Origin of the sequence: Thalassospira lucentensis MCCC 1A00383 = DSM 14000 (assembly GCF_000421265.1) — a bacterium.
Taxonomy (GTDB): domain Bacteria; phylum Pseudomonadota; class Alphaproteobacteria; order Rhodospirillales; family Thalassospiraceae; genus Thalassospira; species Thalassospira lucentensis.
In genome coordinates, this window is sequence record NZ_ATWN01000001.1 from 235261 (window position 1) to 261600 (window position 26340).

At 52.2% G+C, this 26340-nt stretch carries 23 protein-coding genes; 9 read left to right on the forward strand and 14 right to left on the reverse strand.

The annotated features are described in order from the left end of the window. Window positions 1-79: 79 nt before the first annotated feature. Window positions 80-964, forward strand: a complete 885-nt coding sequence (locus K355_RS0101130) for a YicC/YloC family endoribonuclease (protein ID WP_022730272.1) — start codon at window positions 80-82, stop codon at window positions 962-964. Between the two features lie 23 nt (window positions 965-987). Next, complete coding sequence (gene gmk, locus K355_RS0101135) at window positions 988-1620, forward strand: guanylate kinase (protein WP_022730273.1); 633 nt, start codon at window positions 988-990, stop codon at window positions 1618-1620. A gap of 24 nt (window positions 1621-1644) precedes the next feature. Here the strand turns inward: gmk and rsmA are convergent, their stop codons facing one another. The 7 genes from rsmA to K355_RS0101170 form a co-directional block, all read right to left on the reverse strand. Then, window positions 1645-2514, reverse strand: a complete 870-nt coding sequence (rsmA, locus tag K355_RS0101140) for a 16S rRNA (adenine(1518)-N(6)/adenine(1519)-N(6))-dimethyltransferase RsmA (RefSeq protein WP_022730274.1) — start codon at window positions 2512-2514, stop codon at window positions 1645-1647. A gap of 6 nt (window positions 2515-2520) precedes the next feature. Next, complete coding sequence (gene pdxA, locus K355_RS0101145; RefSeq protein ID WP_022730275.1) at window positions 2521-3537, reverse strand: 4-hydroxythreonine-4-phosphate dehydrogenase PdxA; 1017 nt, start codon at window positions 3535-3537, stop codon at window positions 2521-2523. A gap of 23 nt (window positions 3538-3560) precedes the next feature. Further along, entirely contained in the window at window positions 3561-4841 is a 1281-nt protein-coding gene (locus K355_RS0101150) for a peptidylprolyl isomerase (RefSeq protein ID WP_022730276.1), read from the reverse strand. Window positions 4842-4847: 6 nt separating this feature from the next. Next, window positions 4848-6965 carry an LPS-assembly protein LptD gene (locus K355_RS0101155; RefSeq protein ID WP_245562879.1) on the reverse strand — a complete coding sequence of 706 codons (2118 nt, stop codon included), beginning with the start codon at window positions 6963-6965 and terminating at the stop codon, window positions 4848-4850. Between the two features lie 64 nt (window positions 6966-7029). Then, window positions 7030-8133, reverse strand: coding sequence for an LPS export ABC transporter permease LptG (gene lptG / locus K355_RS0101160; protein WP_022730278.1), 1104 nt, complete (start codon window positions 8131-8133; stop codon window positions 7030-7032). Next, window positions 8130-9248: an LPS export ABC transporter permease LptF gene (gene lptF, locus K355_RS0101165; RefSeq protein ID WP_342664627.1), complete on the reverse strand. Its 1119-nt coding sequence runs from the start codon at window positions 9246-9248 to the stop codon at window positions 8130-8132. Before lptF ends, lptG begins: the two co-directional genes overlap by 4 nt. 184 nt (window positions 9249-9432) lie before the next feature. Then, window positions 9433-11214: an acyl-CoA dehydrogenase gene (locus K355_RS0101170; protein WP_022730280.1), complete on the reverse strand. Its 1782-nt coding sequence runs from the start codon at window positions 11212-11214 to the stop codon at window positions 9433-9435. A 336-nt stretch (window positions 11215-11550) separates the two neighbouring features. Here K355_RS0101170 and K355_RS0101175 point away from each other — a divergent pair, with 336 nt between their 5' ends. Beyond that, window positions 11551-13059 carry a S41 family peptidase gene (locus tag K355_RS0101175; protein WP_022730281.1) on the forward strand — a complete coding sequence of 503 codons (1509 nt, stop codon included), beginning with the start codon at window positions 11551-11553 and terminating at the stop codon, window positions 13057-13059. A 79-nt stretch (window positions 13060-13138) separates the two neighbouring features. Here K355_RS0101175 and K355_RS0101180 read toward each other — a convergent pair whose 3' ends face one another. The 3 genes from K355_RS0101180 to K355_RS25705 form a co-directional block, all read right to left on the reverse strand. Continuing rightward, entirely contained in the window at window positions 13139-14038 is a 900-nt protein-coding gene (locus tag K355_RS0101180; RefSeq protein ID WP_258548875.1) for an NAD(P)-dependent oxidoreductase, read from the reverse strand. 104 nt (window positions 14039-14142) lie between these two features. Further along, window positions 14143-15021 (reverse strand): polyphosphate kinase 2, encoded by an 879-nt coding sequence (gene ppk2, locus K355_RS22830; protein ID WP_245562880.1) that lies wholly within the window; start codon window positions 15019-15021, stop codon window positions 14143-14145. 187 nt (window positions 15022-15208) lie between these two features. Further along, the gene (locus tag K355_RS25705; protein ID WP_022730284.1) at window positions 15209-15466 is read right to left on the reverse strand and encodes a DUF1127 domain-containing protein; all 258 of its coding nucleotides are present in this window, start codon (window positions 15464-15466) and stop codon (window positions 15209-15211) included. 139 nt (window positions 15467-15605) lie between these two features. Between K355_RS25705 and gcvA the strand changes: the two genes are divergently transcribed. Next, window positions 15606-16547: a transcriptional regulator GcvA gene (gene gcvA, locus K355_RS0101195; RefSeq protein WP_022730285.1), complete on the forward strand. Its 942-nt coding sequence runs from the start codon at window positions 15606-15608 to the stop codon at window positions 16545-16547. 20 nt (window positions 16548-16567) lie between these two features. Here the strand turns inward: gcvA and K355_RS0101200 are convergent, their stop codons facing one another. Beyond that, a complete protein-coding gene (locus K355_RS0101200; protein WP_022730286.1) occupies window positions 16568-16984 on the reverse strand; it encodes a DUF1489 family protein in 417 nt (138 codons plus the stop codon). Between the two features lie 219 nt (window positions 16985-17203). On the opposite strand from K355_RS0101200, the gene K355_RS0101205 reads away from it, so the two are divergent. The 5 genes from K355_RS0101205 to K355_RS22840 all read left to right on the forward strand — a co-directional run bounded on the left by K355_RS0101205 (window position 17204) and on the right by K355_RS22840 (window position 22867). Continuing rightward, window positions 17204-17497, forward strand: coding sequence for a DUF2849 domain-containing protein (locus tag K355_RS0101205; RefSeq protein ID WP_022730287.1), 294 nt, complete (start codon window positions 17204-17206; stop codon window positions 17495-17497). An 11-nt stretch (window positions 17498-17508) separates the two neighbouring features. Beyond that, window positions 17509-19164: a nitrite/sulfite reductase gene (locus K355_RS0101210; protein ID WP_022730288.1), complete on the forward strand. Its 1656-nt coding sequence runs from the start codon at window positions 17509-17511 to the stop codon at window positions 19162-19164. After that, window positions 19151-19666 (forward strand): DUF934 domain-containing protein, encoded by a 516-nt coding sequence (locus K355_RS0101215; protein WP_022730289.1) that lies wholly within the window; start codon window positions 19151-19153, stop codon window positions 19664-19666. The genes K355_RS0101210 and K355_RS0101215 overlap by 14 nt, the downstream gene beginning before the upstream one ends. A gap of 400 nt (window positions 19667-20066) precedes the next feature. Further along, window positions 20067-21419 (forward strand): hypothetical protein, encoded by a 1353-nt coding sequence (locus K355_RS0101220; RefSeq protein WP_028791197.1) that lies wholly within the window; start codon window positions 20067-20069, stop codon window positions 21417-21419. A 74-nt stretch (window positions 21420-21493) separates the two neighbouring features. Next, window positions 21494-22867 (forward strand): MATE family efflux transporter, encoded by a 1374-nt coding sequence (locus K355_RS22840; protein ID WP_022730291.1) that lies wholly within the window; start codon window positions 21494-21496, stop codon window positions 22865-22867. Window positions 22868-22897: 30 nt separating this feature from the next. Here K355_RS22840 and K355_RS0101230 read toward each other — a convergent pair whose 3' ends face one another. The 3 genes from K355_RS0101230 to K355_RS0101240 are packed head-to-tail and all read right to left on the reverse strand — an operon-like array spanning window position 22898 to window position 26340. After that, complete coding sequence (locus K355_RS0101230) at window positions 22898-23404, reverse strand: GNAT family N-acetyltransferase (RefSeq protein WP_022730292.1); 507 nt, start codon at window positions 23402-23404, stop codon at window positions 22898-22900. A gap of 3 nt (window positions 23405-23407) precedes the next feature. Further along, entirely contained in the window at window positions 23408-24337 is a 930-nt protein-coding gene (locus tag K355_RS0101235; protein WP_022730293.1) for a hydroxymethylglutaryl-CoA lyase, read from the reverse strand. Then, on the reverse strand, window positions 24337-26340 hold the full coding sequence (locus tag K355_RS0101240; RefSeq protein WP_022730294.1) for an acetyl/propionyl/methylcrotonyl-CoA carboxylase subunit alpha: 2004 nt from the start codon (window positions 26338-26340) through the stop codon (window positions 24337-24339). The genes K355_RS0101235 and K355_RS0101240 overlap by 1 nt, the downstream gene beginning before the upstream one ends.

Sequence of the window (26340 nt, forward strand, 5' to 3'; positions counted from 1 at the left end):
TCGGGGCCGTGTTCGACCTTGGCGTGGCTGGGGGCAACCGTTATAAACACGCAAACATGAAATCAGACTGGATGAAAATATGACCGTATCAAGCATGACCGGATTTGCGCGCACAGATGGTGCTGCGGACGGCTTTGGCTGGACCTGGGAACTGCGCAGTGTCAATGGCAAGGGCCTTGATGTCCGTGTGCGCTTGAATGGCGGTTTTGAACGCCTTGAAGCCAAGGTCCGCGATGCGGTGTCAAAGCGGTTCAAACGCGGCAATATGGGCGTTACCCTCAATGTTGTACGCGCGTCGGACGGAAGTACCTATCAGGTTAATCGGGAACTGCTTTCTGAACTGGTTTCCCTTGCCGAAGAATTTGACAACACCAGCAGCCTTTCAGCCGGAACAATTGCGGATTTGATGAACGTACGCGGCGTGCTTGAGACCGTTGAAACGCAGGAAGATGATGCAAGTCGGGACGCCCGTGATGGTGCGGTCCTTGCCAGCTTGAGCGATGCGATTGATCAGATGGATGCACATCGTGCAGAAGAGGGTGCCAAACTCGATGCGATGCTGCGTGGGCATGTCGATAATATCGAGGCGACTGTTACCCATGCGGAAAGCTGTGCATCGGCGCGCGGAGATGCGATCAAGGAACGACTGAAACGCCAGATCGACGAACTGATGGATGCTGGAAAATTTGACCTGGAACGCCTCCATCAGGAAGCGGCCCTTCTGGCGACCAAGGCCGACATTCGCGAAGAGATTGACCGTCTTAAGGCCCATATCATTGCCGCACGCGACATGTTGACCAAAGGTGGAGCCATTGGCCGTAAACTTGATTTCCTGTGTCAGGAATTCAATCGGGAAGCCAACACGCTGTGTTCCAAAGCCAATGACATCGAACTGACCAATTGCGGGATGGAGCTTAAAGTGATCATTGATCAGCTCCGCGAGCAGGTCCAGAACGTCGAATAAGCGGGTAGGGAAGGAAACGCGATATGACTGAACAGGCAAGCCGCCGTGGCCTTATGCTGGTCTTCTGTGCGCCGTCCGGGGCCGGGAAAACAACTATTACCCGCCAGCTCCTTGAAAAAGACCACAAGATTTCGCTGTCGGTTTCGGCGACTACCCGTGAATCACGGCCCGGTGAAGACGAAGGCACGCATTATTTCTTTAAATCGGTTGATGAATTTAAGCACATGATCGCCGATGACGAGCTTCTTGAGTGGGCCGAAGTGTTTGGCAACTACTATGGCACGCCGATGGCCCCGGTCGAAAAGGCGCTGTCAGAGGGGCACGACGTTCTTTTTGATATTGATTGGCAAGGTGCTCGTCAATTACGCGAAAAGGGCGGTGATGATGTTGTTTCGGTGTTTGTCCTACCACCGTCGTCAGGCGAACTCGAACGTCGTCTTCGCGATCGCGGACAAGATGCCGATGATGTGATTATGAAGCGCATGGCAAAGGCCGGTGCAGAAATCAGTCATTGGGAAGAATTCGACTACGTCCTGATCAATGATGACCTTGAACGCTGCCTTGCCGATGTGGAACATATCATTGGGGCAGAGCGCGTGAAACGGGCGCGGCAAACCGGGTTGCCGGGCTTTGTCAAAAAGCTTCTGACAGATTGATCTATGACCTGGAAAATGGCCGCCTTACGAAGCGGCCATTTCGTCATGGATTTGCGTTAGGCGCACGAAATCTGCAACGCTGAGTTCTTCGGCCCGTGATGTTTCCGTAATTTCGGCCTTTGCCAGCAATTCACCCACATTGATGTTGAGCGTTTTTAAGCTGGCGCGCAGCATTTTACGGCGTTGGCCAAATGCGGCTTGTGTGATCTTTGCCAGACTGGTCAGGTCTATTTTCGTTCCGCGATCTTCTTTGGGGCGCAATTGCACCACAGCGGACGTCACTTTTGGCGGTGGGGTAAAGGCACTACGATGAACATCAAACAGAATGTCACAATCACACAGATACTGACACAGTACCGAAAGGCGCCCGTAAGCTTTACTCTTGGGGCGGGCGACGACGCGTTCGGCAACTTCTTTCTGGAACATCAAGGTCAGGCTGGTGAACTGGTCAATCTGCATGAGCCAGTTAATCAAAAGCTGTGTTCCAACGTTATAGGGCAGGTTGGCGACGATCTTACGAGGGGCAGGGCCAAGTGTGGTGACATCTACATCCAACGCATCGCCGTCAATCACATGCAACGCATCGGGATAATGGTTGCTGATCTGTTCAAGAACCGGTTGGCAGCGTGGATCGCGCTCAATCACGGTCAGGTTGTTGGCACCATTGAACAGCAAGGCCCGTGTTAAGCCGCCGGGCCCCGGTCCGATTTCAATGACGGTCGCATCGTTAAGCGGTGCCGCAGCCCGGGCAATCCGGCCCGTCAGGTTAAGATCAAACAGGAAGTTCTGACCGAATTTCTTTTGCGCTGACAGATCATGGGTCGCAATGACCTCACGCAGCGGCGGTAAACCGTCATTGGCAAGTTTGCCAGATGGTGTGTTGTCTTCTGACACGTTTGGTCAGGCTCCTGTTGAAATACGTTTGTGCGCCATGTCAGACGCCATTTTAAGCGCCGCGATCAAGCTATCAGGACGTGCAATGCCCTTGCCTGCGATGTTAAGGGCGGTGCCATGATCGGGCGATGTTCTGATAAATGGCAATCCCAAGGTGACATTTACACCACCATGGAAATCAAGGGTCTTGACCGGAATAAGCGCCTGATCATGATACGGACAAAGTGCCACGTCGTATTGCGCGCGGGCTTCTTCATGAAACATGGTGTCCGCTGGCAGCGGGCCAATGACATCAAGGCCTTCGTCCCGTAGTTTTTTGATGGCGGGTATCATGATGGTTTGTTCTTCAATGCCCATGGTACCGTCTTCACCAGCGTGCGGGTTTAGTCCCGCAATCGCAAGGCGTGGGTGCATAATCGCGAAATCGCGTTGTAGCGCCTTTGCCGTGATGTGACAAAGGATACCAATCAAAGCGGCCGTCAATTGCTTGGGGACCTCTGCAAGTGCAATATGGATTGTCAGTGGCACGACACGCAGTTTTGCGTTCGCCAACATCATAACTGGGACCGTGCCCGGACCTGCGAGTTCCGCAAGAAATTCTGTGTGACCGGGATGTTTGAACCCGGCCGTATAAAGGGCACTTTTCTGGAGCGGGTTTGTCACAACGGCACTTGCCGCACCTGATCTTGTTAACTCTACCGCGCGCGTGATGCTGTCAATCACGATTTTTGCCGTCGCGGGCGACGCTGTGCCGGGAATGATTGACGCGTTTGTATCTTCAATATCAAGAACTGGTAGTGCGCTTGTAAACGCAGTGGTCGTTTCTGAAATGTCGGAAAGACGAACAAGCGGGATATCAATTCCTGTTTGATCTATCGCCTGTTTTAAGATTCTGATCGGGGTCAACACGCAAAACGGCGACAAGGCATCATCGGTTCGGCGTTGCCATGCCTTCAGGGCAAGCTCCGGGCCGATGCCACCGGGCTCGCCGATGGTTAAGGCAATCGGCGCGATCTTGCTCATTGAAATATATCCCAGAGACCAGATTATATCCGAATATCGATGAAGGCTTCACGACGAAGTTCGCGAAGTTTCCGACGTGCCAAGATATCAAGTCGTTCCATCAGCAGCCTGTTTTCGACACTTTTGCGATCCGGAAGGTTGCTTTTTTCGATCTTGTCGCAAACCATTACCAGAAGCGCACCACCGTCGACACGGATCACATCCGAAATTTGGCCTTTGTCTAGGCCACCAACCGCGCGGCTTACCGGACCGGAAAGGTCATTTGGTGAAATGCCTTTCATCTCGCCACTGAGATCAGAACCAAGATCAACAGCAACATTTGCCAAGGCCTGACAGCTGTCAGCAGTTTTTTTCGCATTATCCATGACTGCGAGTTTTGCATTCAATTGGTCTTGTGGTGTGTCGGCGGCAACCGGAACAAACAACTGGTAAAGATCAAGTCGGGTATCGGTAATGGCTGCGGCGTCACCGCGGCGGCGATCCAGAAGCTTGATGATGTAGTAGCCGCGTATGGTTTGGATCGGTGCGCTTACGTCACCGGGTTCAAGCTGATTGATGGCCAGTTGTAGTTCGCTTGCTACTTCACCGGCATACAGCCAACCCAAGTCACCACCTGCTGGCGCACTCGTGCTGGCGGAAATCTGTCGGGCAAGACCACCGAAATCAGCACCTTGATCCAGCGCCTTGAGGACTTCTTGTGCTGTTTGATAGACTTTGCTGCTGTCTTGCTGATTATCAACAGGAAGGAAAATCTCCTGTACCCGGTTGCGCGGCTTTCCCTGGTTGCTTTCGATGCGGGCAAGGTTCTCATCAATTTCAGCATCGGAAATCTGCACATCACGGCGCATCGTGCCCAGCAGTTTTTGCCACGCGACCTGCGGTTTGATCTGATCTTCGATGGTGCCTGCTGCGACCCGACGTTGTTCAAGGAATTTATCAAGCATCCCGCTTGCCAATCCGGCATTTTGCTCGATCGTTGATTTTGCAAGGTCGATATCGCTTTGCGTCACTTCAATGCCGCGACGTTCCGCCTCCTGCATTTGTAGCTTCTCATTGATCAGCTGTTGCAGAATTTGCGGAGCCATCTCATTGCTTTTTTGTGGCGTCATTTCGATGTTTGACGAAACGGCAATCAATTTAATGCGTTCGACAAGATCGATGATTGAAATCGGTTGGTCATTAACGACGGCAGCAACGCCAACTGGTGATTGGGCGCGTGCAATACCACCGGCAGACACCAGTATGACTGTGCTTAGAATGAAAAGGACGTTCTTGAATGCTACGGTCGAAAATTTTGAAATCATTCTATCTTACAATCCGGCTGCAGATGCAAATTCGCCCAGGGTCTTGAATACGAGGCGGAACAAAAATTCGTCGGACTCACCCAAGTCCTGATCCTGATAGAAGGTACGACGAACCCGACCATCAAAGATGAAGCATTCATCCTCGTACACAAAGCCGACACCGTACTCAAGTGGGTCATCCTGATCAATGTCATAACGGCTATAGGCCATGCCGGACCAGAATTCACTAAATTGGCGCTCTGCTTTGAAATACAGTTCTTCGCGCTCGTTGAACTCTTCACTGCCGGCATCGTCGGTGAAATGTACGTAGGTCGTGTTGAGGCGTAGTGTATCTATCGAGCCAACAGTGGCCGACACTTGATTACGTCTAGCAGAAAAATCATCGTTATCGAGACGATAGCGATAGGTGAGGTCAAGGTATTTACTCGGCGAGACGGTTACGCGGCCCACGTAGTCAGACAGATGTTCGTCAAGGCCAGACCCTGGGGCAAAGGTATTGTTGTCATTTGCGCGATAGCTTTGGCCAAACATGGCACTGGTGTAACCACCAGACTGACCATATACGCCCCATTCCAAGCCGTAACTTGCGCGGAAACCATCTTCTGCCCGGTCAAGTCCACCGAAACGGTCATGCGCCATCAGGTTAATATCGTCAAATTCAAACGACTGGGAATCTTCGTTTGAAATTTCGTCGGGGTTGCCGCCATTGGGCGACCATGCGGCCATGGCCATTGGTTTGATGATATGGTGGTATTCGCCCTGATCACTGACGAAAGGCATACTCCAGTCAATCGCAGCCAAGGGCAACAGCCGCCCAGTATATCCGCTATAGTCACTTTTTCCGTCTCGTTCGACGTCTGAGACAATATAGTTGTCGCTACGCACGGATAAGCTAAGTTTGGTGACGTCGCCCATTGATCCGATATACGGAAGAGCCCATCCAGCTTTGGCGGAGACACGGTGCGAATCTGCACCATCTTCGCGGGTCAGTGAAAGCCCATCAAGGTCCAATGTTGTGTAGCTGCCATATTTCGCGGGCTCCGTTTGGCCGTGGAACTCCATATGGGGCAAGATGATAGGCGTTGTATCGCGGTCATCATCTTCCTTCAGTCCCTGGAAATAATATCCGTCAATACGACTGTAACTGGCACCCCGGAATCCCTCCGTGAACAGGTTGGAGGTTAAGACAGACGGCGAATCAAATCCGTAACGTGACTGATATGTTTTGTTAGATGCCTGCTCTGCATCAAAGCCCCAGCGCCAAGTCTCATCAATGTCAAACCGGCCCTCGGCGTCGATATGGCCTTGGAAACGGTCATCGCTGTCACGTGTTACACTGCCATCAAATTCCATCTCACCACTGTCAAACCGTTGACGGTATTCTGTCGCCAGAACAGGACCTTCATCTGTGGTATAGATCGGTGTTAAAGTTACGTCTTTGCTTTTGTCTATGGCGACGTAGTAGGGCTGCGCAAAGAAAGAGCCAACATAGCTCGTGCTACCAAAGGATGGCGCAAGGAGGCCTGATTGGCGCTTTACTGTCGGGTCCGGATGCTGCAAATACGGGGTATAAAGGATCGGAATACCGCCCACTTCCAATCTGGCGTCTTCGTATTCAACAGTCTTTGCGTCGGCGTCGTGCATGACGCGCGCAGCGCGAATGCGCCAAAGAGGAGGGCTGTCGCTGTCGTCTTCGCATACCTTGCAAGGCGAATAGACGGCTTTGGCAATTTCAGTAAAGTTTCCGCCACTGCGCCGTGCGCCGGTGCCCGCAATGCGCGTGTTTTCATCCAGTAGAATGTAAATGTCTTTGACAATGCCGTTTTTAAAATCGCCGCTCAGCTCAACATAACTTGCAAACGTCACTTCGCCGTTTGGTTCTGTGATGCTGACGTTTCCTGAGGCGGTCATGACGTCTTGGGATTGATCATAGCTGACAGTATCAGCGAGAAGAATACGGCCTTCGCGCGATATTTCGACGTTGCCGCGTGCGGTTACAGTTTGAAGCTCGCGGTTATAATCTACTTCATCGGCACTAAACAGAAGTGCCGGTTCTTCCTCTCCTGCTTGGGAAGATGTCGCCTGCGCCTTGGCTGTGCTGATGCTGAACCCAACAAAAAACATTCCGCATCCCAATATGGTACCGGCGGCGAGTTTTTTGATCATTCCCCCTGTCATGGCCATTTAACTAGCCATCCTCAAGATGTAGCAATGTTGAAACCCCTAGCAACAAAGAAATACCGGCAGGTGCCCATGCCGATAAAATTGGTGGAATGCCGCCTGATACACCCAGTGCCGAAATGACATCCGTACAGAAATAAAGAATGAAGCCGGTAGCAACCCCCCCACCGATAACAAGAGACACACGCCGCCGTCGAGAAAATTTAAGGCAAAAGGCCGCTGCAATCAGGACCATAGCACATAAAAGTAGGGGGCGTGAGAGTAGGCTGTGGAAATGAATTCGGTGGCGGGTCGCATTGAAGCCTGCACGTTCCAGCAAATTGATGAACGGCTTTAAGTCCCAGAACGACATGGTTTCAGGTGATGCAAAACTATCTTGAATTTTACGTGCGGTAAGGTTTGTGGGCAGCATCAATTCACTGTTAAACGTACTTGCTTGTCCCGGATTAAACGTCCAGACATCATAAAAATGCCAAGTACCCGGCTCCAGCATCGCACGTTTCGCATCAAGGCGCGTTGTAAAGTCATCGGAATTTTCAAACCGGAAAACAGTCACATTACGCAGATCAATTTTGTCACCTTCCTGACTACGCACTTCGCGGGCATAGATCACAGCTTGGCCATCTTGAGTGCCTTGGCGCAACCAAAGCCCGCTTGATGACAGGTTCATCACGCTAACATTGTTCTGAAGGTAACGTGCCTCAAGCATCTCGTAGCGCTGCAGCAATATCGATGACAGCGGGTTAAGTGCCGCAACCTGCAGCGTACCAAGGATCAGTGCGCACATAAATGGTGGTAGTAGAAACTGCCACGCAGAAACACCTGCTGCGCGGGTGACGACAAGTTCCTGATTGCCCGTAAGTTTCCAGAACGAGAACATTGAGCCAAATAAAACCGCAAACGGCAAAACCTTTTCCGTCATGAACGGAATGCGGCTTGCTGCCATTTGAAAGACGATACTGACTGTTGCATCCGGCTTTCCACCCGCACGGCGCAGCAATTCGATGCTGTCGCCAATCATGATCAAACCGATCAGAAGGGCGAGGATCGCCAAAATCGAAAGCAGAACATGTTTGCCAAAATACCACGTCAGCGTTGGAGATATTCTCATGCCTTGGCCTCTTCACTGGCCGCGCGGCTGGCGCGAATTTGTGGTCCGCGGAATGTCCAGTAAAGCCCTAAAATAATTGGCAGCAGAGCGTTGGCATACATCAGTGGAATAAGTGCCGGGTTCTTTGCTGCCAAGTTTTTCATGGCAATGGCCACAGCCTGACTAAGAACCATAACCCCGATGGCGCCCAGTAGGCGCCCGCTTTGCCCGCGTCGCGAAAAACTACTCGAAACGAGAACAGCCAACGCAATACTGGCAAACCCGATAGCATAAAGCGGCGAAATCAAACGGTCATGACCTTCGGCACGGAATGCGCCAATATCGTTTGATGAAATGTTTGGCGGTACACCCGTCAGAAGATTGAATACATTGCGTTCGCGCGCTTCGCGATAGCGCAAGGCCGGATCTTCTGTACTATGGGCAATATCTACGGCATAGCGATCAAAATACAGGATCGACATTGTGCCGTCGTCCGGGTTTACTTCCTGCCGGTTACCGTCAAGGAGGACAATGCGGGGGCCTTCATCGGTGCGAACAAGCGCACCATGCTTTGCCATCATTGTCGTTTGTTTTTCGGGATCGCGGGAGTCATGGACAAGAATGCCAAGAAGCTCGTTATCACGGCCCACTTCACGGACATAGACAGTCAATCCATCAAGATCGGTGAAACTGCCTTCCTGCAACAGGACTGATGAAAAATCATTGCGGATCGAGAATTGCAGTTCCTTGAACTGTTGATAGCTGTAAGGCAAATAGAACAGTGTCAGGAAGTAACCAAATCCAGCGGTCATAACGGCAAGCATCAAGGTCGGCTTTACAAGCGCCCATTGGCTTAGACCTGCAGAGCGCATTACAATCAGCTCACGATCTTGAATAAGTTTGTTGTAGGTAAACACCACAACAAAAAACAACGAGATCGGCAGAATGATGGCCAGAAAACTTGGTAGCAGCAATGACGTCAGCTGCAAAAACACCGAGACGGATAGGCCCCGGTTCACAATCATTTCCACAAAACGCAGACTTTGCGACAGCCAAATGACACAGAGGAGCCCCAGTGTCACAAAGACCATCAAAATTAGCTGCTGTTTTAGCATATATCGGGTTAAGCGATTCATCGGGCGGATTATAGACAAGCAATCAGAAACCGAAACAGGAAATTGTTCTCAAATGCCTTCAAATCGTATGGAATTTCCGAATGCAGGCAATTTGTGTGCGGGGATGAATAGGCTGGGTGGAAACCAACGCGCCATCGTCATCTTGCAATAACGATGGTGCAGCTGACTCTGGGAAATGAGTTTGTCAAAATAGTGGCTGGGGTTCATGGAGTTCGCTTTCGCTGCAATTAGCGATTTGAGCTGCCATGAAAGCCGCTTCCGGCAAGAGTTGGGAAAAGAAGAACTGACAGGATTTGACCTTGCCCGACAGGAAATCAGTTGCCTCAGGGGAACTGTTGGCAGTCATCAACGCGCGCAACATCAACCAGCCAGAAACACAAAGGGCAGCTTGACGCAAATATGGCGATGCCAAAGCCTGAACCATGGCCGCATCACTGCTGCAGCGATCAAGAACAATGTTGGTGCTTTCTGAAAGTTGTTCAAGTGCGGTTTGCACTTGCCGCGCTGCTGTTTGTACTTTGCCGTTTTGATCACCGGAAAGCGCTGTTTTGACGGTATCATGTGCCTCAGCAATCAAGATGTTTAATGCGTTTGCCTGATCGCGCAAAACTTTTCTGCCGATAAAGTCAAGCGCCTGAATGCCATTGGTGCCCTCATAAATCGGGGCGATGCGCGCATCCCGTAAATGTTGGGCGGCACCGGTTTCTTCGATAAAGCCCATGCCTCCATGAACTTGCACCCCAAGTGATGCATTCTCGACACCAAGGTCAGTTGACCATGCCTTGACCAGCGGGATCAGAAGATCTGCGCGGGCCTGTGCCGCCGCGCGTTGGTTCTCATCAGGCTGGTGATGGGCAAGGTCAAGCTGAGCGGCTGCATACAGTGAAAGCGCGCGTGCTGCTTCGGTGGAGGATCGCATACGCATCAACATGCGCTGCACATCGCCATGCATGATGATTGGGGCATCGTCGATTGTTAGGGATTTGCCCTGCTTGCGTTGTTGGCTATAATCAACTGCTTGCTGATAGGCACGTTCTGAAATTGCCACACCTTGCTGGCCAACGGCCAAACGTGCGTTGTTCATCATGGTGAACATGCAGGCAAGGCCTTTGCCTTCTTCGCCGACAAGGTATCCGGTTGCACCACCTTGGTCCCCAAAGGATAAAACGGCTGTCGGGCTGGCATGAATGCCAAGTTTATGTTCAAGCGAGACACATGAAACATCGTTGCGTGGACCAATTTCGCCGGTTTCCGAGGCAAGGAATTTTGGAACGATAAACAGCGATATGCCTTTGACACCATCAGGCGCGTCAGGTGTTCTGGCCAAAACGAGATGAACTATATTTTCCGTCATCTCGTGATCGCCGTAGGTGATAAAGATTTTTTGGCCGGTGATGGCATAGGTGCCGTCCTTTTGGGGGACAGCAAGGCTGCGTACTTTTGAAAGATCCGAACCGGCCTGCGGTTCGGTCAGGTTCATCGTGCCTGTCCACTTGCCACTGACCATCCGCGATAGATAAAGCGCACGTTGCTGATCTGAACCATGAATTGTTAGGGCCTCAATCGCGCCTGCGGTCAACATCGGACATAGCGCAAAGGCCATATTCGAAGCATGCCACATTTCCGCAACTGCGGCGCTGAGCAAAATTGGCAGGCCCATGCCGCCTTCGGTCTCTGGCGCGGAAATACCTTGCCAGCCACCTTCACAAAACTGTGCATAGGCTTCTTTCCATCCGGTTGGCGTACGAACAGTGCCGTCATCAAGAAGTTTCGCACCTTCCTGATCGCCGATACGGTTCAGTGGTGCGAGGACCGATGACGCAAGTTTGGATGCTTCTTCAAGGATGGCATCGACAAGATCCGGGCTGATCTCCGCGAAAGCGGGCAGGTTTGCAACCGTATCAAGCCCGATCACGTCGTGGATTAGAAACCGAAAATCCTGAATTGGTGGCGTAAAGTCAGTCATGAAAAAAGACGTCTCCCTGAGATGTGAGCCGCCCGCTCGGAACAGTCAGCTTTTCGCCAACTTTGTTTGTTAGAAAGCAGCATAACGGGGCGAAGTCACAAGAGCGAGTCTGTTTCGCAAAGATGCATTAAAATGCGTCTCAGACATTGGTCGCAAAGGTATGTAAACGGTTGCCACTGGCAAAGAGAGTAAAAGCATCCGATATTAGGCTCAGACCCTAATCAGACGATAAAGCAAGTCGAGGGCTCGCCAATCTGAAAAAGGCAGGCTAGACTTGGAAATTATGAAATCGGATTTCGATCCGTAAACCAGATGATAAAAGACAGGAGTGGGCTGTTGCTGCGCAAAGGAATATTACCGATTTTGTTTGCGGTGCTGATTTCGTTCGCCGGGACAAGGTTGGTCGCCTGTGCAGGGCCTGCATGGCCCAGCGGTGAAGAGCGCGTGTTTCTTGACGCGTATCGCGATCACGTGACGGTCAATGCGACGGAAGATCAGTTTGCGCGCGCCGACAAACTCTATACCGAAGCGCTGCAGGTTCTTTCTGAAACCTATGTCGAAAACATTGATACGCCAGTCTTTGTCCAAAATAGCATTGCCGCACTTGATGGGCTGGAAGTCGATGATATGTCGCCGACCGGCATCGTTGGTGCTGTTCTTGATGACAGCTTGCATGAACTCGATCCACATAGCGCCTATATGACCGATGACATGTTCCGTCGTTTACAGGAAAGTACAGAAGGCAGCTTTGCCGGTGTTGGTATTGTGATTTCGCTTGATGACGATAAACGCATTCGGATCGTCTCGCCGATTGACGACACTCCGGCTGCACGCGCCGGGCTGCAACCCGATGACCGTATTACCCATATTGACGGTTATGAAATGAATGGCGAACCGATATCTGAGGCCGTGCGCCGCATGCGTGGCAGGATCGGGGATCCCGTGACCTTAACGATTTTGCGCACCAAGGACAGTTTCGATGTCACGGTAAAACGGGCCCGGATCGAGGTGCCATCCGTGACAGCCGGAACAATCGATAATGATATCGGGTACATCCGGGTTTCACGGTTCGATGCGACAACGCTTGAACAAACGCAGGACTATCTTTCGCAGCTCGAAGATAAAATCGCGTCACCGCGTGGGATCATTGTGGATCTACGTCGCAATCCGGGTGGGTTGCTTGATAGTGCTGCCGACATTGCCGATCAGTTCCTAAGCGACGGTTTGATTGTTGCGACAGAAGGTCGGGGCGAACGTAAATTGCGCCGCTACGAAGCGGATCGTTCAGACTTCTTTGATGGTGTGCCGATGGTGATCTTACTGGACCGTGGGTCCGCATCGGGGGCTGAGCTGATGGCGGCTGCGTTACGTGAAAACGGGCGGGGGGTGATCATCGGGGAGCGTTCATTTGGCAAGGGCTCGATGCAACGTATTATGCCGCTGACATCGGGTGGTGGTCTTAAAATCACCACTGGATATTACACCACGCCGGAAAACCACATTGTTCAGGGACACGGCGTTATTCCTGATATTGAAGTGCACCGCAAAGATGTCGAGGAATTTGAGCGCGAGATTGATCTTGCCCATGCCTTGCCATCCCGTCGTCGCGATCCACGTCAATCATTGGCTTCGATAGAAGCACAAACCTGTGAACGCGATATCAAAATTGATCGTTTTGGTGCACAGGCTGACCGTGAAAGCCTTGATGCGGAAAATGAAGACGATGAAACGCCAGCCGAAGCATTCAGGGACTCGGTCCTTGAATGTGCCGTTGGCTATTTCAGCAATGGGCCGCTTGCCAACTATCGTGATCAGGTTGAACCGCTTTTGCGTGCCGGGCTTTAGGTCCACGCAAAAGGTTCTGTCGATAAAGAAAAACGCGGCCCTTGGGCCGCGTTTTTTGTTTGGCGTCTGATTGGTCCAGTTACCCGCGTGAAAGCAGGTCAATCAAGCTTGACGTATCCCAACGCTGGCCGCCACGTTCCTGCACTTGGGCATAGAACTGATCGACCAGTGACGTCACCGGCAGGCGGGCGCCATTGCGTTTGGATTCTTCAAGGCAAATACCAAGGTCCTTGCGCATCCAGTCAACAGCAAAGCCGAAATCAAACTTGTTCTCGACCATGGTGCTGCCGCGATTTTCCATTTGCCAGCTGCCTGCCGCACCCTTGGAAATCACATCAAGAACTTTTTCCATATCAAGACCGGCTTTGACGCCGAAGTTAATCCCTTCGGAAAGTCCCTGAACAAGCCCGGCAATGCAAATCTGGTTGACCATTTTGGTCAATTGACCCGAACCGCTTTCGCCCATCAATTTACATGATTTGGCGAAGGCATCAATGACCGGGGCTGCGCGGTCAAATGCAGCCTGATCGCCCCCGCACATAACGGTTAAAACACCGTTTTCAGCACCCGCCTGACCACCTGATACCGGTGCATCGATCAGTGAAACGCCTTTTTCCTTGGCCGCAGCATGAAGTTCGCGGGCGACATCTGCGGATGCGGTGGTGTTATCAATCAGGATCGAACCACTTTCCATGGTTGATAGAATGCCATCACTGCCCGTGGTGACACTGCGTAGGTCATCATCATTGCCGACACAGGAAAAGACGAACTCGGCCCCGTTGGCGGCTTCTGCCGGGGTGGCTGCCGATGCGCCACCATATTCGGAAACCCATTTTTCTGCTTTTGCCGCAGTACGGTTATAGACGGTAACGTCGTGGCCCGCTTTCTGCAGGTGACCGGCCATAGGATATCCCATGACACCTAAACCGATAAATGCACATTTAGCCATTGTTTGCCTCCCAAATATTTGATGGTGCAAGTAAAGGTGGCAAGGCTTGTAATGTCAATGAGCGCAAATGTTACCGGGACAATGTTTTCACGATCTGGAAGGATTTTGCCCGAATACATCGTTTTGGGCTGAAATCACCCTTCTTCGAGCTCTTCGGCGACGTTGTGGATGATCCGGCGATCATAGGTCAAAAGTTCGGGGCGCTTCCCCGGATAATCAAAACCCGACAGGTAATATCTGATGGCGTTAATCCGCGCGCGTTTCTTGTCGTCGGATTTCACAATCACCCACGGGCTATCTGTGGTTGACGTATGATAGAACATGTCGCGTTTGGCTTCTGCGTAAGCATCCCAAAGATCCTGAGACGCCAAATCAACCGGGCTGAGCTTCCATTGTTTTAGCGGGTCGTTTTTGCGTTGCTTAAACCGTTTGGCCTGTTCTTTCTTACTGACCGAGAAGTAAAATTTGGTCATATGAATGTTTGACCGGATCAGCATGCGTTCAAGGTCCGGGGCAGAGCGCAGAAACTCTGTAACTTCAAACATATCACAGAACCCCATGACCCGTTCGACCATCGCACGGTTATACCAAGATCGGTCAAAAAGAACGATTTCGCCGCCACTTGGCAGATGTTCGATATACCGCTGGAAATACCATTGGGTGGCTTCGCTATCGTTGGGTTTGGCCAATGCGACAATCCGCGCACCACGCGGGTTGAGATGTTCGGTAAAACGCTTGATTGTACCGCCTTTACCCGCAGCATCACGACCTTCAAAAATGATCAATGATTTGACGTTTTGCTCTTTGATCCAGTTTTGAAGCCGCAACAATTGAATGTGCAGCGGCGTGATCAGTTGCAAATACTGTTTCGATGGCATTCTTGACGCGCGTTCTTGCGGGTCAAGGCTGACGTCAGGGGGAAGGTCAGCCGTTTCCGGCTGTGCAGAAAGCTGGGCCGCAATGCTTGATGGGAGGGTGCTTCCAGCATCTTTGCCGGGAGCACCGTCGTCCAATTTTGTGTCGTCTATTTTTTTGGATTTGTCATCCGATGCCATCGCGCCATGCCCCTGCAGCTTAATGATAAATTCCAGTAACAAGAGTGCGCGATGATTGCTGGTGGCGCAAGGGGCATCAAAACTCTTGCCGGGATGCTACAGGGGCAATGCGATGGATGGTGGGGTGAGCGCCTTTTGTCGGTATCTACAGCAGGGGGAAAGAATTGCGATATTCTTCTTCTGCTTGTGCGCGGGTAAGGCCGATATCTGCCAGTGCTGCATCGCTCAGGCGCATAAGAGCACGGCGTTGTGCGCGACGTTGCAGCACAAGTGCGAAGAAATTGGCAAAATTGTTGATCTGTTTCATCCAGTTTGTCTGATGTGGTGTGACACGTCGCTGCGTGGATGAAGACACTTCACAGGATGCTGACAGGCATTGGGTCGGATGTGGGGTATAAGACATTGCGACCTCCTTGATGTAATTTCGCTAATGCGTTGTTTCGTGTTGTCACCATAGTCCTTGTAAAATATCGCCGTGACAAACGAGTAATTCTGCAGTTATGTATTAGAAAATCTAATTCGTACCCTGTCAGGAAGGCCTCATGCGTTTACCCCCACTGCAATCTTTGCGCGCCTTTGATGCGGCGGCGCGCCATCTAAGTTTTACCCGCGCCGCCGAAGAATTGTTCGTGACCCAGGGCGCGATCAGTCAGCAGGTAAGGCAATTGGAAGAATATCTTGGGTTTCGGTTGTTTCACCGGTTGCCAAGGCAAATTCATCTGACCGAAGAAGGGGCCAGACTGTCGCACGCCACCAGTGCCGGGTTTTCCAAAATTGCTGATGAAATCGAACGGTTAAAGGCGGTGGAGGACACAGGCGTTGTGACGGTCAGTGTGCTGCAAAGCTTTGCGGTCAAATGGCTGGTGCCGCGTCTGGGGCATTTTCGCGAAGCTTACCCCGATATTGACGTGCGGATTCATGCCGATGACCGGTTGGTCGACCTGCATACAGAAAGTATTGATCTGGCGGTACGCTTTGGGAACGGGGAATATCCAAACCTGCATTGCGAGTTGCTGATGCATGATGAATCGTTTCCGGTGTGTAGTCCGGCATATCTGGCGGCTCATCCGCCATTGAATACCCCAACTGATATTGCAGGGCATCAGTTGCTGCACGACGCAACGGTGGTGATGGATCATCCCCATGCCGCGGACTGGGAATTCTGGCTTGATGCTGTTGACGTCACAGACGTCGATGTTAGCCGCGGGTTGCGGTTTAATTCCGGTGATATGGTCATTCAGGCGGCATTGATCGGGCAGGGGCTTGGCATGGCGAGAACAAGTCTGGCTGCCCTTGATCTTAAAGCAGGAAATCTTGTCCGACCCTTCGCGCAAAGTGTGGCGTCAAATGGTGCCTATTACCTTGTCTATCCCGAAGATCATCTAAAACGCCCACGGGTTCTCGCCTTTGTCAGCTGGCTTAAGAACGAAGTTGCTGCGACCTTAAAGGATATTGACGAGGACGGAACTGGCCCGGTGGCATAAGCCACGTTTTCGTGGAAATGTCAGATCAAGCCAAGATCGCGCAATTCATCTGCCATGTCATCGGGCAGGGTTTCTGTGCCGCCGCCCTGTTTATCGTCAGGCGGGCATTTATCCTCTTTCAGATAACGCCATCCCTGAAATGCGCGGTGGGGGTAAGGGCGCGTTTCGATCAGTTCGGGGTCAAGGACGATCCGGCAATATTTCGTGCCTTCTTCATTCACAAACTCTTCAAGGTCAAGAACCTCCTGCCGACAGCGTATTGCGCCTTTGAAAACCCAATAGATTGATCCGCCGTCCAGAATCTCGGCCTTGCGTTTCGGTGTCATGCGGGTGGTGTGATAGACCCGCCCGTAAGTCGCCTGAAAATAGGTCTGCCATTCGCGCAGACCTTCTGGCGTTTCGGTTCCAACGCTGAGTTTGATGATGTGAAGGGGCATTTCCAAGGCGGCTTTTTATTGCTGCGAAACAGTCAGTGCCCTGACCTAGAACCAGTACGTTCGCCGGTCAAGAGCGGATTAATTAAACACAATAAATTGTGTTGTTAAGTCTATTTAACAAAAAAACTTGACCAATAGGGGGTAATCAGCCAAATTCTGAAGCAGAAATGGTCCGCCCGCAGGACCAAACCCGAGAGATTTACAAGCTGAGAGAACCGAATGTCCCTGCAAGTTGTCACGGCAAACCGTCTGGATGACGGGCTGGTGGTGTTTCTGACTGCTGATGGCGGTTGGAGCGAAAACATCCACGATTCCCGCGTTGCCGATGGAAAAGAGGCTGCTGCTGTTCTTCTTAAAGAGGCAAGCGCACCTGAACTCGACGTCGTCATTGTCGGGCCGTATTTGATCGATGTTGAACAGGGCGACGGTGGACTGGTTCCGACAAAATACCGTGAAGTTCTGCGCACCAAAGGTCCAAGTGTGCGCGAAGACCTTGGTTATCAGGCGGTATAAGGAGAGACCCCATGTATCGTTACGACGATTTCGACCGCCAACTTGTTCAGGAACGTACCGAACAATTCCGTGAACAGGTAAAGCGCCGTCTGGCCGGTGACATCACCGAAGAACAGTTCCGCCCGTTGCGTCTGATGAACGGTGTGTATCTACAACTGCACGCCTACATGCTGCGCGTTGCCGTCCCATACGGTACGCTGCGCGCAGATCAGTTGCGTGAGCTTGGCGGCATTGCGCGTAAATATGACAAGGGCTATGGCCATTTCACCACGCGCCAGAATATTCAGTATAACTGGCCGAAGCTTGACGAAATTCCCGATGCCCTGCTTGATCTTGCCAATGTCGAGATGCACGCCATCCAGACATCGGGCAACTGCATTCGGAATACAACGACCGATCAGTATGCCGGTGCTGCGGCCGATGAAATCGAAGATCCGCGCCCTTATTGCGAACTGATCCGTCAGTGGTCGACATTCCATCCTGAATTCACCTATCTGCCGCGCAAATTCAAAATTGCCGTGACCGGTTCGCCCAATGACCGTGCGGCGGTCAAGGTCCATGATATCGGCCTTCGCATGCATCAGAACGATGCGGGTGAAACCGGGTTTGAAGTCATTGTGGGTGGGGGGCTTGGCCGCACACCTTTCGTTGGCAAGACTGTGCGTGACTTCATTGGCAAGAACGATTTGTTCTCCTATCTCGAAGCCATCCTGCGTGTGTATAACCGCTTTGGCCGTCGCGACAACAAATACAAGGCCCGCATTAAGATCCTTGTTCATGAAGAAGGTGTCGAAGAAATTCAACGCCTTGTCGAAGAAGAATGGGCGCAGATCAAGGATGGTTCGCTTCGTATTGGCGACGACGAAATTGCGCAGTACATCGAACAGTTCGCGCCACCTGCCTTTGAGCCGTTGTCTGACGATGATGCCGACTTTGAGCGTCATAAGGCTGAAAATCGTGGGTTTTCAAACTGGGTGCGTTCGAACGTTATCGAACACAAACAACCCGGTTATGCGATTGCCAGTGTGTCGCTCAAGCCGATTGGCGGTATTCCAGGGGATGCAACCGATGTTCAGATGGAACTGGTTGCCGATTTGTCGGAAAAATACAGCTTCTCGGATGTGCGTGTGACCCACGAACAGAACCTTGTTCTGCCGCACGTCAAAAAGGCTGATCTGTTCGCACTGTGGACGGAGCTGGACAAGGCCAATCTCGGGACGGCAAACCTTGGCTATGTGACCGATATTATTGCCTGCCCGGGACTTGATTACTGTGCGCTGGCAACTGCGCGCTCGATCCCGCTGTCACAGCGCATTTCGGAGCGTTTCGGTGATCTGGATCGTCAGCATGATATTGGCGAACTGAAAATCAAGATTTCCGGCTGCATCAATGCCTGTGGGCATCATCATGTCGGACATATTGGTATTCTTGGCCTCGATAAACGTGGCAAAGAGTTTTATCAGATTACCCTTGGTGGCGACGCCAGCGAGAACGCATCAATTGGTAAAATTGTTGGTGCCGGTTTCTCCGAGGCCGAAGTGGTTGATGCCATCGAAAGTCTGGTCACCAAATATATTGATATCCGCGATGCAGGCGAACGCTTCATCGACACGTACCGTCGTGTTGGCACGGACCCGTTCAAGGAGGTGCTTTATGGCGATCGTTAAGAATGACAGCGTGATCGAACAGGAATGGATTACGGTTGATGCCGAGGGTGGCCTTCCGGCCAGCGATGAAAACCTGATTGTGCCGTTGGCAAGGTTTAAGGATCAACGTGATGATCTGATCGGTCGCAATGGTGGGCTGGGGGTGCAACTTAATCCCGGTGACGCCCCCGAAGATCTGGCCGATGACCTTGATCGCCTTTCGATCATCACGGTCAACTTCCCGGCCTATACCGACGGTCGTGGTTATTCATATGGCCGGGTCCTGCGTGAACGCATGGGCTTTAAGGGTGAATTGCGTGCCATTGGGGACGTTTTGCGCGATCAGGTGCTTTATATGCACCGTTGCGGCTTTGATTCCTATGACCTTAATGTTGACGATGAAACGGCCCTGACAAAGGTCCGTGCCGCGCTCAAGGAAATGTCGGTTTATTACCAGCCGACTGGCGATGGCCGGGCAACGGCCGCATCGCTACGCGATCGTCGCCGTGTGGCACTGGATTAGTCAGCATACTGATGTACTCACATCCTATACAGTTGGACATATCTCTTATGATCTAATTGCCGGGCGCCCAATTGGGCGCCCTTTCTTTTGTCTGAACACCGCACGACACCATGGCTAACTATATGATCTATAATGTTTATCGCGTGGGTGTTTGTTAAGTTTCCCGTCACGCACCATCTTATTCTTAGGTAGCATGTCTCAGTGGGACTTTTGCCAAAGGAGTAGCCTTCGGTACGAAGAACCGCTATACACTTAATAGCTGTTTTGACTTGAACATAAGACAACCATAAAGTTGTCATGGTTGTCGGAGAATTTAATCCAATGCCGTCTGTGGTTCGTGCAGATCGGTGTTACCGACACGAAAAGTGGCTTTCACCTCGGCAACACATCAGGGGTACATATGTCGTCAGTTCTGCATTTGGCAAATACTGTAGATGGATGCGTCATCGCCCGGGATTTCACCCGGTATGATCGTGCCTATCACGACAAGGTACAGCGATATAACGACCATCTTGGTGTTATGGCAGCAATTTTGCGCCGGTTTAGCGAATATAGCCGAACCATGCTGGCATCCCAGCAGCTTTACATCTATGCAAAATGGCTGGCGCGCTATACAGCATATTGGCCACGCTTGGACGATCTTGTTGAAAAGCTTGAAAGCAGTTTTGACGAAACCGATCAAAGCTATGTCGCACGACAATCGGAAATCGATGGGTCGTGGGGCTGGCAGTATACCGAATTCCATCACAAATTTGATGCAACCATTGTGCGCCTGCATGAGCTTGCTTCTGAAAAACGCGCGCCACGATATCCGCTTCATTTTCTTGAGCCGGTCTCGACCATTCCTAAAATGCAGGCTTATCTTGAAAGCCTTTTGATCTCGGACGTTGCAGCAACCGGTCGCAATCAGCGCGATGAACTGGGCAGTGTTCTGTGCTGTTTGGCCCAGCTGTGTTTTAAGCCACGATTACGCAATTTTGCCCGTGAAAACGTTCAGGGCATTGCGCTTGATGATGCCTACATCGCGGCATTCACCGATTTTCTGGATGATATTCAGAACCCTGAAACCGGCTATTGGGGCCCGTGGTATTCATCCGATGGTGAGATCCACCGATTTGATGATTTGAGCTATACGTTTCACATTGTGTCCTATCGCAAGGGGAATGTGCGGCAATGGCCCCATATCATCCGTACAACCCTTGCCCGACGGGATGCGGAGTATCCTCTGGGCTGGCTTAGTCGGGGACAGTTTAACAACCATAACAATTATGATGTGGCAAAGCTGTTTCGCCACGGATGGCCGCATATGACACCGTCCGAGCAGGACTTTGCATCGGGCCAGCTCGACAAGATGCTCAGCTGGTGTCTCAAACATTCCATGCGACGGGATGGTAGCTTCGTCTTTGATGGGCAGTTTTATAACTCGCTTGAATCGTGCCACTATTTTGGTGTGTCGTTTCTTGATGAAGTCGGATATTTCCGCCCGCGCAAACGGTTCTGGACCGCTCAAACTTTCCCGGAAGCTGTAAAAACGCAGCACAGGGTGATTTCTCGGCTGAATGAATTTTGTGCCGATAACCCCAGTATCATTGCTGCGAAATGGAAGGCCGGTACGGACTTGCATCTGGTGGCCAAGCCATCCGTCGTGCCCGCAACCAAAACGTCGATGACATTGGATCGCCGCAATATGCCGCGTTGGCGCCGGTTTCCGGCGAGTGCGGATACGTTGGCCGGCTCATTTAAAAATGACTGACAGAAGCCTTTGGTAACGGTTTTGTCGGGCATTTCTTCTTTTCATGTCATTTGAACTGGACGAGACGGCGTAAGATGGCCTTGCAACCGCAATATTTCGTCAGTGGTTCGATGTTGCGCCATATTTTCAGTATGGCACACACCAGCATGTTTGCGCTGGTGGCACTGGTGTTGGTTGATGCGCTTGATCTGCTGTTCCTAAGTTTTCTTGATGACGTTGATGTTGTCGCAGGACTTGGTTTTGCCTGGCCGTTGATATTTTTTACTCTGGCGGTTTCGCTTGGCATCTCAACGGCGATGACGGCCCTTGTATCCCGCGCTGAGGGACGCGGGGATCGTGACCGTGCAAAGATATTTGCAACCCACATTCTGGTTTTCGGCGGTGGTATTTCGGCTGCGATGACAGTCGTGCTTTGGTTGTCGGCCCCCTATATGTTGTCGCTTTTGGGGGCGACCGGGCGCGCCCATGAACTTGGCACAAGCTATCTACAGATCGTCATGCTGTGCCTACCTGTCCTTGTTCTTAGCATGTCATCAGGCGCACTTCTGCGTGCCATTGGCGCAAGGCAGCTCTCAATGTGGGCCAAGATCGTCGGAGCGACTGTGAACGCCGTGCTTGATCCAATTTTTATTTTCGGGTTTGGCTGGGGTGTTGAGGGGGCGGCATGGGCGACTGTCCTGTCGCGCATCACCATCATGGCGATTGCTTTTTATGGGGTGTATCGCGTGCATCCAATGCTGGGCCGGTTTGATAGGGCGCTTTTTCGAGAGGATATTGGCGAAATTGCCAAGGTCACAGTGCCGGTCGGTCTTGCCAAAATGGGCCCGCCCATTGCAAGCGGCTTCATCATGGCCTCCATGGCGCAGTTTGGGGCGGACGCCGTGGCGGCCATGGCGATTATTGAACGTATCGCCCCGTTTGCCTTCGTTGGCTATATGGCGCTGCCACAGGCGATTGGCCCGATCATTGGGCAGAACTTTGCGGCCGGAAAATCTGCGCGCATTCGCGCCCTTTGGCACACGGTTTGGGGGCTGATCATTGCCTATGGACTGATCGTTTCCACGATCTTGTATCTTTTGTCAGACCAGTTGGCAGCACTTTTTCATGCGACGCCGGAAACATCGGCATTGCTTGCGGTGTTCTGTACCATGATCGCGCCGCTTTATATGTTTCTGGGCCTGCAATATTCATCGCATACGTTCTTTAACGTCACCGGGCGGCCCAATCTTGCCATGGTTGCTGATTTGACCAAGGAATTACTGGGGGTGATCCCGCTGGTTTGGCTGGGCAGCTTGTATTTTGGCGCGTCGGGCGTTTTGTATGGTCAGATCGCGGGAGTCGTACTGTTTGGCCTTGGCACAGGCATCGTATGTTACCGACTTGCCTGCCGCCCAATTCCACCTGCAAGAGAACACTCAGTCAAACCGCGCTCCAGATCGGAGGTTTAAGTGTAATAAAAATGCACGGCGAACGGTTTTCTATCCCTGCTTTTTGGGATCAAACGTCATCAAAAGGCAGGGGCCTTGACTGGTGTCATATTCACGATGTCCGATAAAACCGATTGCCTCATAACAGCGAATGGCGCGCTCATTTTTTGGATCGGGATCAATGGCGATCATGGGCGCGCCACGCTCAAATATCATTTGTATGAGGATTGATAAGAACATCTGACCATGCCCGCACCCCATCATGGCCGACACCCCGATAAAGCTATCCATACAGCGGGTGCCCGCCGGAAGATTTTCGAAATGGTCCTGTGGCCATTGATGGGCGTCGTAATGCTGAACAAACGCAAATGGCCGATTGCGATACGACACAATCAGCGTTGCCATTTCGGCCAGTTCAATGTCCTCGGTGATGATTTCGATCTGCTCGACAGGATCGCCCCACCAGCGGATGACTTCCGGCAAATAAAGCCAGCGGCGGATCATGGAAAGGTCGCTGGGGATGGCCCGTCGGAAGCTGTATGGTGACGGACCCTTCATGCGCTATCCCTCGTTCGTGCTGCGCTTTGCCCCAATCGCCAGATTGGCCTTTGATGCGCTTGATCGTCCGATTTGATCACAAATCCAGCTGCCTGTCGCGGCAAGCTTTTCAAGATCAATACCGGTTTTGATGCCAAGGCCGTTTAGCATATAAACAACGTCTTCGGTCGCTACATTGCCACTAGCACCTTTGGCATAGGGACAGCCGCCTAATCCGGCGACCGAACTGTCAACCGTTGCCACCCCCAATTCCAGAACTGCAAGAAGGTTGGCAAGTGCCTGACCATAGGTATCGTGGAAATGGGCAGCGATTTTTTCAATTGGGATATGTTCGGTAACCGCAGAAATCATCGTCTGCGCCTTGGCCGGGGTGCCGGTGCCAATGGTGTCACCCAGACTGATTTCATAACATCCCATGTCATAAAGCGCCTTGGCGACCTCGGCGACTTTTTCTGGCGCGATATCGCCTTCATACGGGCAGCCAAGAACACAGGATACATAACCACGTACAGAAAGACCCGCATCGCGGGCGGCAATAACCAACGGACGGAAACGATCCAGACTTTCGGCAATCGAACAATTGATGTTTTTTTGCGAGAAACTTTCCGATGCCGCACCAAAAACGGCGACCTCGGTCGCGCCCGCGGTAATGGCGGCCTCAAGCCCCTTGGTATTTGGGGTCAAAACGGGATAGGTCACGCCGGATTTACGGGTGATCTTTGCCATGACCTCGGACGCATCGGCCATTTGCGGGACCCATTTCGGGCTGACAAAGGCGGTGGCCTCGATCACCGACAGTCCTGCATCATTCAGGCGATTGATCAGTTCGACCTTGGTGGCGGTCGCAACCATCGTCTTTTCGTTCTGAAGTCCATCGCGCGGGCCGACTTCAACGATTTTAACGTTGGTGGGTAAACCGGAAAGAAGGGCCATTATTCGGCCTCCTCAATCGCGATCAGTTCCGCACCATCGGCGACCTGATCGCCAACGTCAAAGAACACCTCTTTGACGGAGCCGGTAACCGGGGCTGAAATCGTGTGTTCCATTTTCATGGCTTCCATGACCACAAGCTTGTCGCCCGCCGTCACAGCTTGTCCGGCCTTTGCCATGACGGCAATAATCTTGCCGGGCATCGGGGCGGTTAAGCCACCACCAGTCCCTTCGGCTGCACCGGCGGCGGCCAGTGGGTCGAATATTTCCAGCCGGTCGGTGCGACCATCGCGGAAAATCGTCAGACGATTGCCATCACGCAGCACGGTGGCGCGTTTGCGCACATTGTTCAGGCTGGCATGAATGGCTCCGTCCTGATCATGTTCGGCGCTGGCGATGATAGCGCTACCATCGGGCATATCCATGACATAGCCAAGATCACGGTAGTGGACTTTGACCGCAATATCATCACTATCATGGCGCAATATCAAATCATGATGATTGTCATCATTCAGCCGGAAACCCGCCGTGCTGTGCCACGGGGAATAGGGATCGTTACTTTGGGCCGCAAAACGGGCCGCCTCAGCATCACGGGCCCGCAGCACATCAAGGGCGGCAAAGGCCAGGGCCTCGTTATCCGGTGTCGTTGGGGCCGGGATCAGGTCGTCGTGATACATCGGGATGAAGCCGGTTTCGACTTCACCGCGCTCAAACGCCGGATGTCGGGCGATGTTGCCAAGGAAACCGGTATTGGTGGTAACCCCGACGATCTGCACATCATTTAAGGCGGATGCCATGCGGCGCAGGGCCGATGTGCGGTCCACATCCCATGTGATCAGCTTGGCGATCATCGGGTCATAATGGATTGAGACTTCGCCGCCTTCATAGACGCCGGTATCCACACGGACATGATCGCTTTCACGCGGCATGCGCATATGGACCAGTTTTCCGGTGGCGGGCAGGAAATCGTTCTGCGGGTCTTCGGCATAGATACGAACTTCGAACGCATGCCCGTTGATGGTCAGTTCGTCCTGTGATTTTGGAAGACGCTCGCCATCGGCAACGCGTAATTGCCATTCCACAAGGTCTTCGCCGGTGATTTTTTCGGTCACGGGATGTTCGACCTGAAGGCGGGTGTTCATTTCCATGAAGTAAAACGCACCCGAAGCATCAAGCAGGAATTCAACCGTACCCGCCCCCTGATAGCCAATTGCCTTGGCGGCATCGACGGCGGCCTTGCCCATTTGTGCGCGTAATTCTTCGCCCATATTGGGTGCAGGGGCTTCTTCGATCACCTTTTGATGGCGACGTTGCAGCGAACAGTCGCGTTCAAACAGATATACCGCATTGCCGTGGCTATCAGCAAAGACCTGAATTTCAACGTGACGCGGGGTGACAATCAGCTTTTCAATCAGGCAATGGTCATCGCCAAAGCTGCTTTGTGCTTCGCGTTTACAGCTGATCAGGGCATCTTTGAAATCAGCAGCCGTTTCAACCGCGCGCATGCCTTTGCCACCACCACCCGCCGATGCCTTGATCAAAACCGGATAACCGATCTTTTCGGCCTCAGCCGCAAGGAAATCAGGGTCCTGATCCGCCCCGTGATACCCCGTCACAAGCGGCACGCCAGCCTTGCCCATGATTTTCTTGGCTTCGGATTTTGATCCCATCGCACGGATGGCACTTGCCGGTGGGCCGACAAAGACACAGCCAGCTTTTTCAAGCGCGTCGGCAAATCCGGCATTTTCCGATAAAAAACCATAGCCCGGATGCACGGCATCGGCCCCAGATTGCGCGATCACGTCAAGCAACCGATCGGTGCGAAGGTAACTGTCTTTGGGGGCAGGGGCACCGATATGATACGCCTCATCGGCAGACTTAACGTGCAATGCATTGGAATCTGCATCGGAATAAACGGCAACGGTCTGGATGCCCATGCGACGGGCGGTTTTGATCACACGACAGGCGATCTCACCGCGATTGGCGATCAGAATTTTGCGCGGCAT

Bases quoted from the DNA above. Each gene is read 5' to 3' on its own strand.
- gcvA (WP_022730285.1), top strand. From the start codon at position 15,606: ATGCGTTTACCCCCACTGCAATCTTTGCGCGCCTTTGATGCGGCGGCG.
- K355_RS0101240 (WP_022730294.1), bottom strand. From the start codon at position 26,340: ATGCCGCGCAAAATTCTGATCGCCAATCGCGGTGAGATCGCCTGTCGT.
- lptG (WP_022730278.1), bottom strand. From the start codon at position 8,133: ATGAGAATATCTCCAACGCTGACGTGGTATTTTGGCAAACATGTTCTG.
- K355_RS0101215 (WP_022730289.1), top strand. From the start codon at position 19,151: ATGGCGATCGTTAAGAATGACAGCGTGATCGAACAGGAATGGATTACG.
- K355_RS22840 (WP_022730291.1), top strand. From the start codon at position 21,494: ATGGCCTTGCAACCGCAATATTTCGTCAGTGGTTCGATGTTGCGCCAT.
- K355_RS0101130 (WP_022730272.1), top strand. From the start codon at position 80: ATGACCGTATCAAGCATGACCGGATTTGCGCGCACAGATGGTGCTGCG.
- K355_RS0101155 (WP_245562879.1), bottom strand. From the start codon at position 6,965: ATGTTTTTTGTTGGGTTCAGCATCAGCACAGCCAAGGCGCAGGCGACA.
- K355_RS0101230 (WP_022730292.1), bottom strand. From the start codon at position 23,404: ATGAAGGGTCCGTCACCATACAGCTTCCGACGGGCCATCCCCAGCGAC.
- K355_RS0101210 (WP_022730288.1), top strand. From the start codon at position 17,509: ATGTATCGTTACGACGATTTCGACCGCCAACTTGTTCAGGAACGTACC.
- lptF (WP_342664627.1), bottom strand. From the start codon at position 9,248: ATGAATCGCTTAACCCGATATATGCTAAAACAGCAGCTAATTTTGATG.
- K355_RS0101220 (WP_028791197.1), top strand. From the start codon at position 20,067: ATGTCGTCAGTTCTGCATTTGGCAAATACTGTAGATGGATGCGTCATC.
- pdxA (WP_022730275.1), bottom strand. From the start codon at position 3,537: ATGAGCAAGATCGCGCCGATTGCCTTAACCATCGGCGAGCCCGGTGGC.
- K355_RS0101235 (WP_022730293.1), bottom strand. From the start codon at position 24,337: ATGGCCCTTCTTTCCGGTTTACCCACCAACGTTAAAATCGTTGAAGTC.
- gmk (WP_022730273.1), top strand. From the start codon at position 988: ATGACTGAACAGGCAAGCCGCCGTGGCCTTATGCTGGTCTTCTGTGCG.
- K355_RS0101150 (WP_022730276.1), bottom strand. From the start codon at position 4,841: ATGATTTCAAAATTTTCGACCGTAGCATTCAAGAACGTCCTTTTCATT.
- K355_RS0101205 (WP_022730287.1), top strand. From the start codon at position 17,204: ATGTCCCTGCAAGTTGTCACGGCAAACCGTCTGGATGACGGGCTGGTG.
- K355_RS0101200 (WP_022730286.1), bottom strand. From the start codon at position 16,984: ATGCCCCTTCACATCATCAAACTCAGCGTTGGAACCGAAACGCCAGAA.
- K355_RS25705 (WP_022730284.1), bottom strand. From the start codon at position 15,466: ATGTCTTATACCCCACATCCGACCCAATGCCTGTCAGCATCCTGTGAA.
- K355_RS0101170 (WP_022730280.1), bottom strand. From the start codon at position 11,214: ATGACTGACTTTACGCCACCAATTCAGGATTTTCGGTTTCTAATCCAC.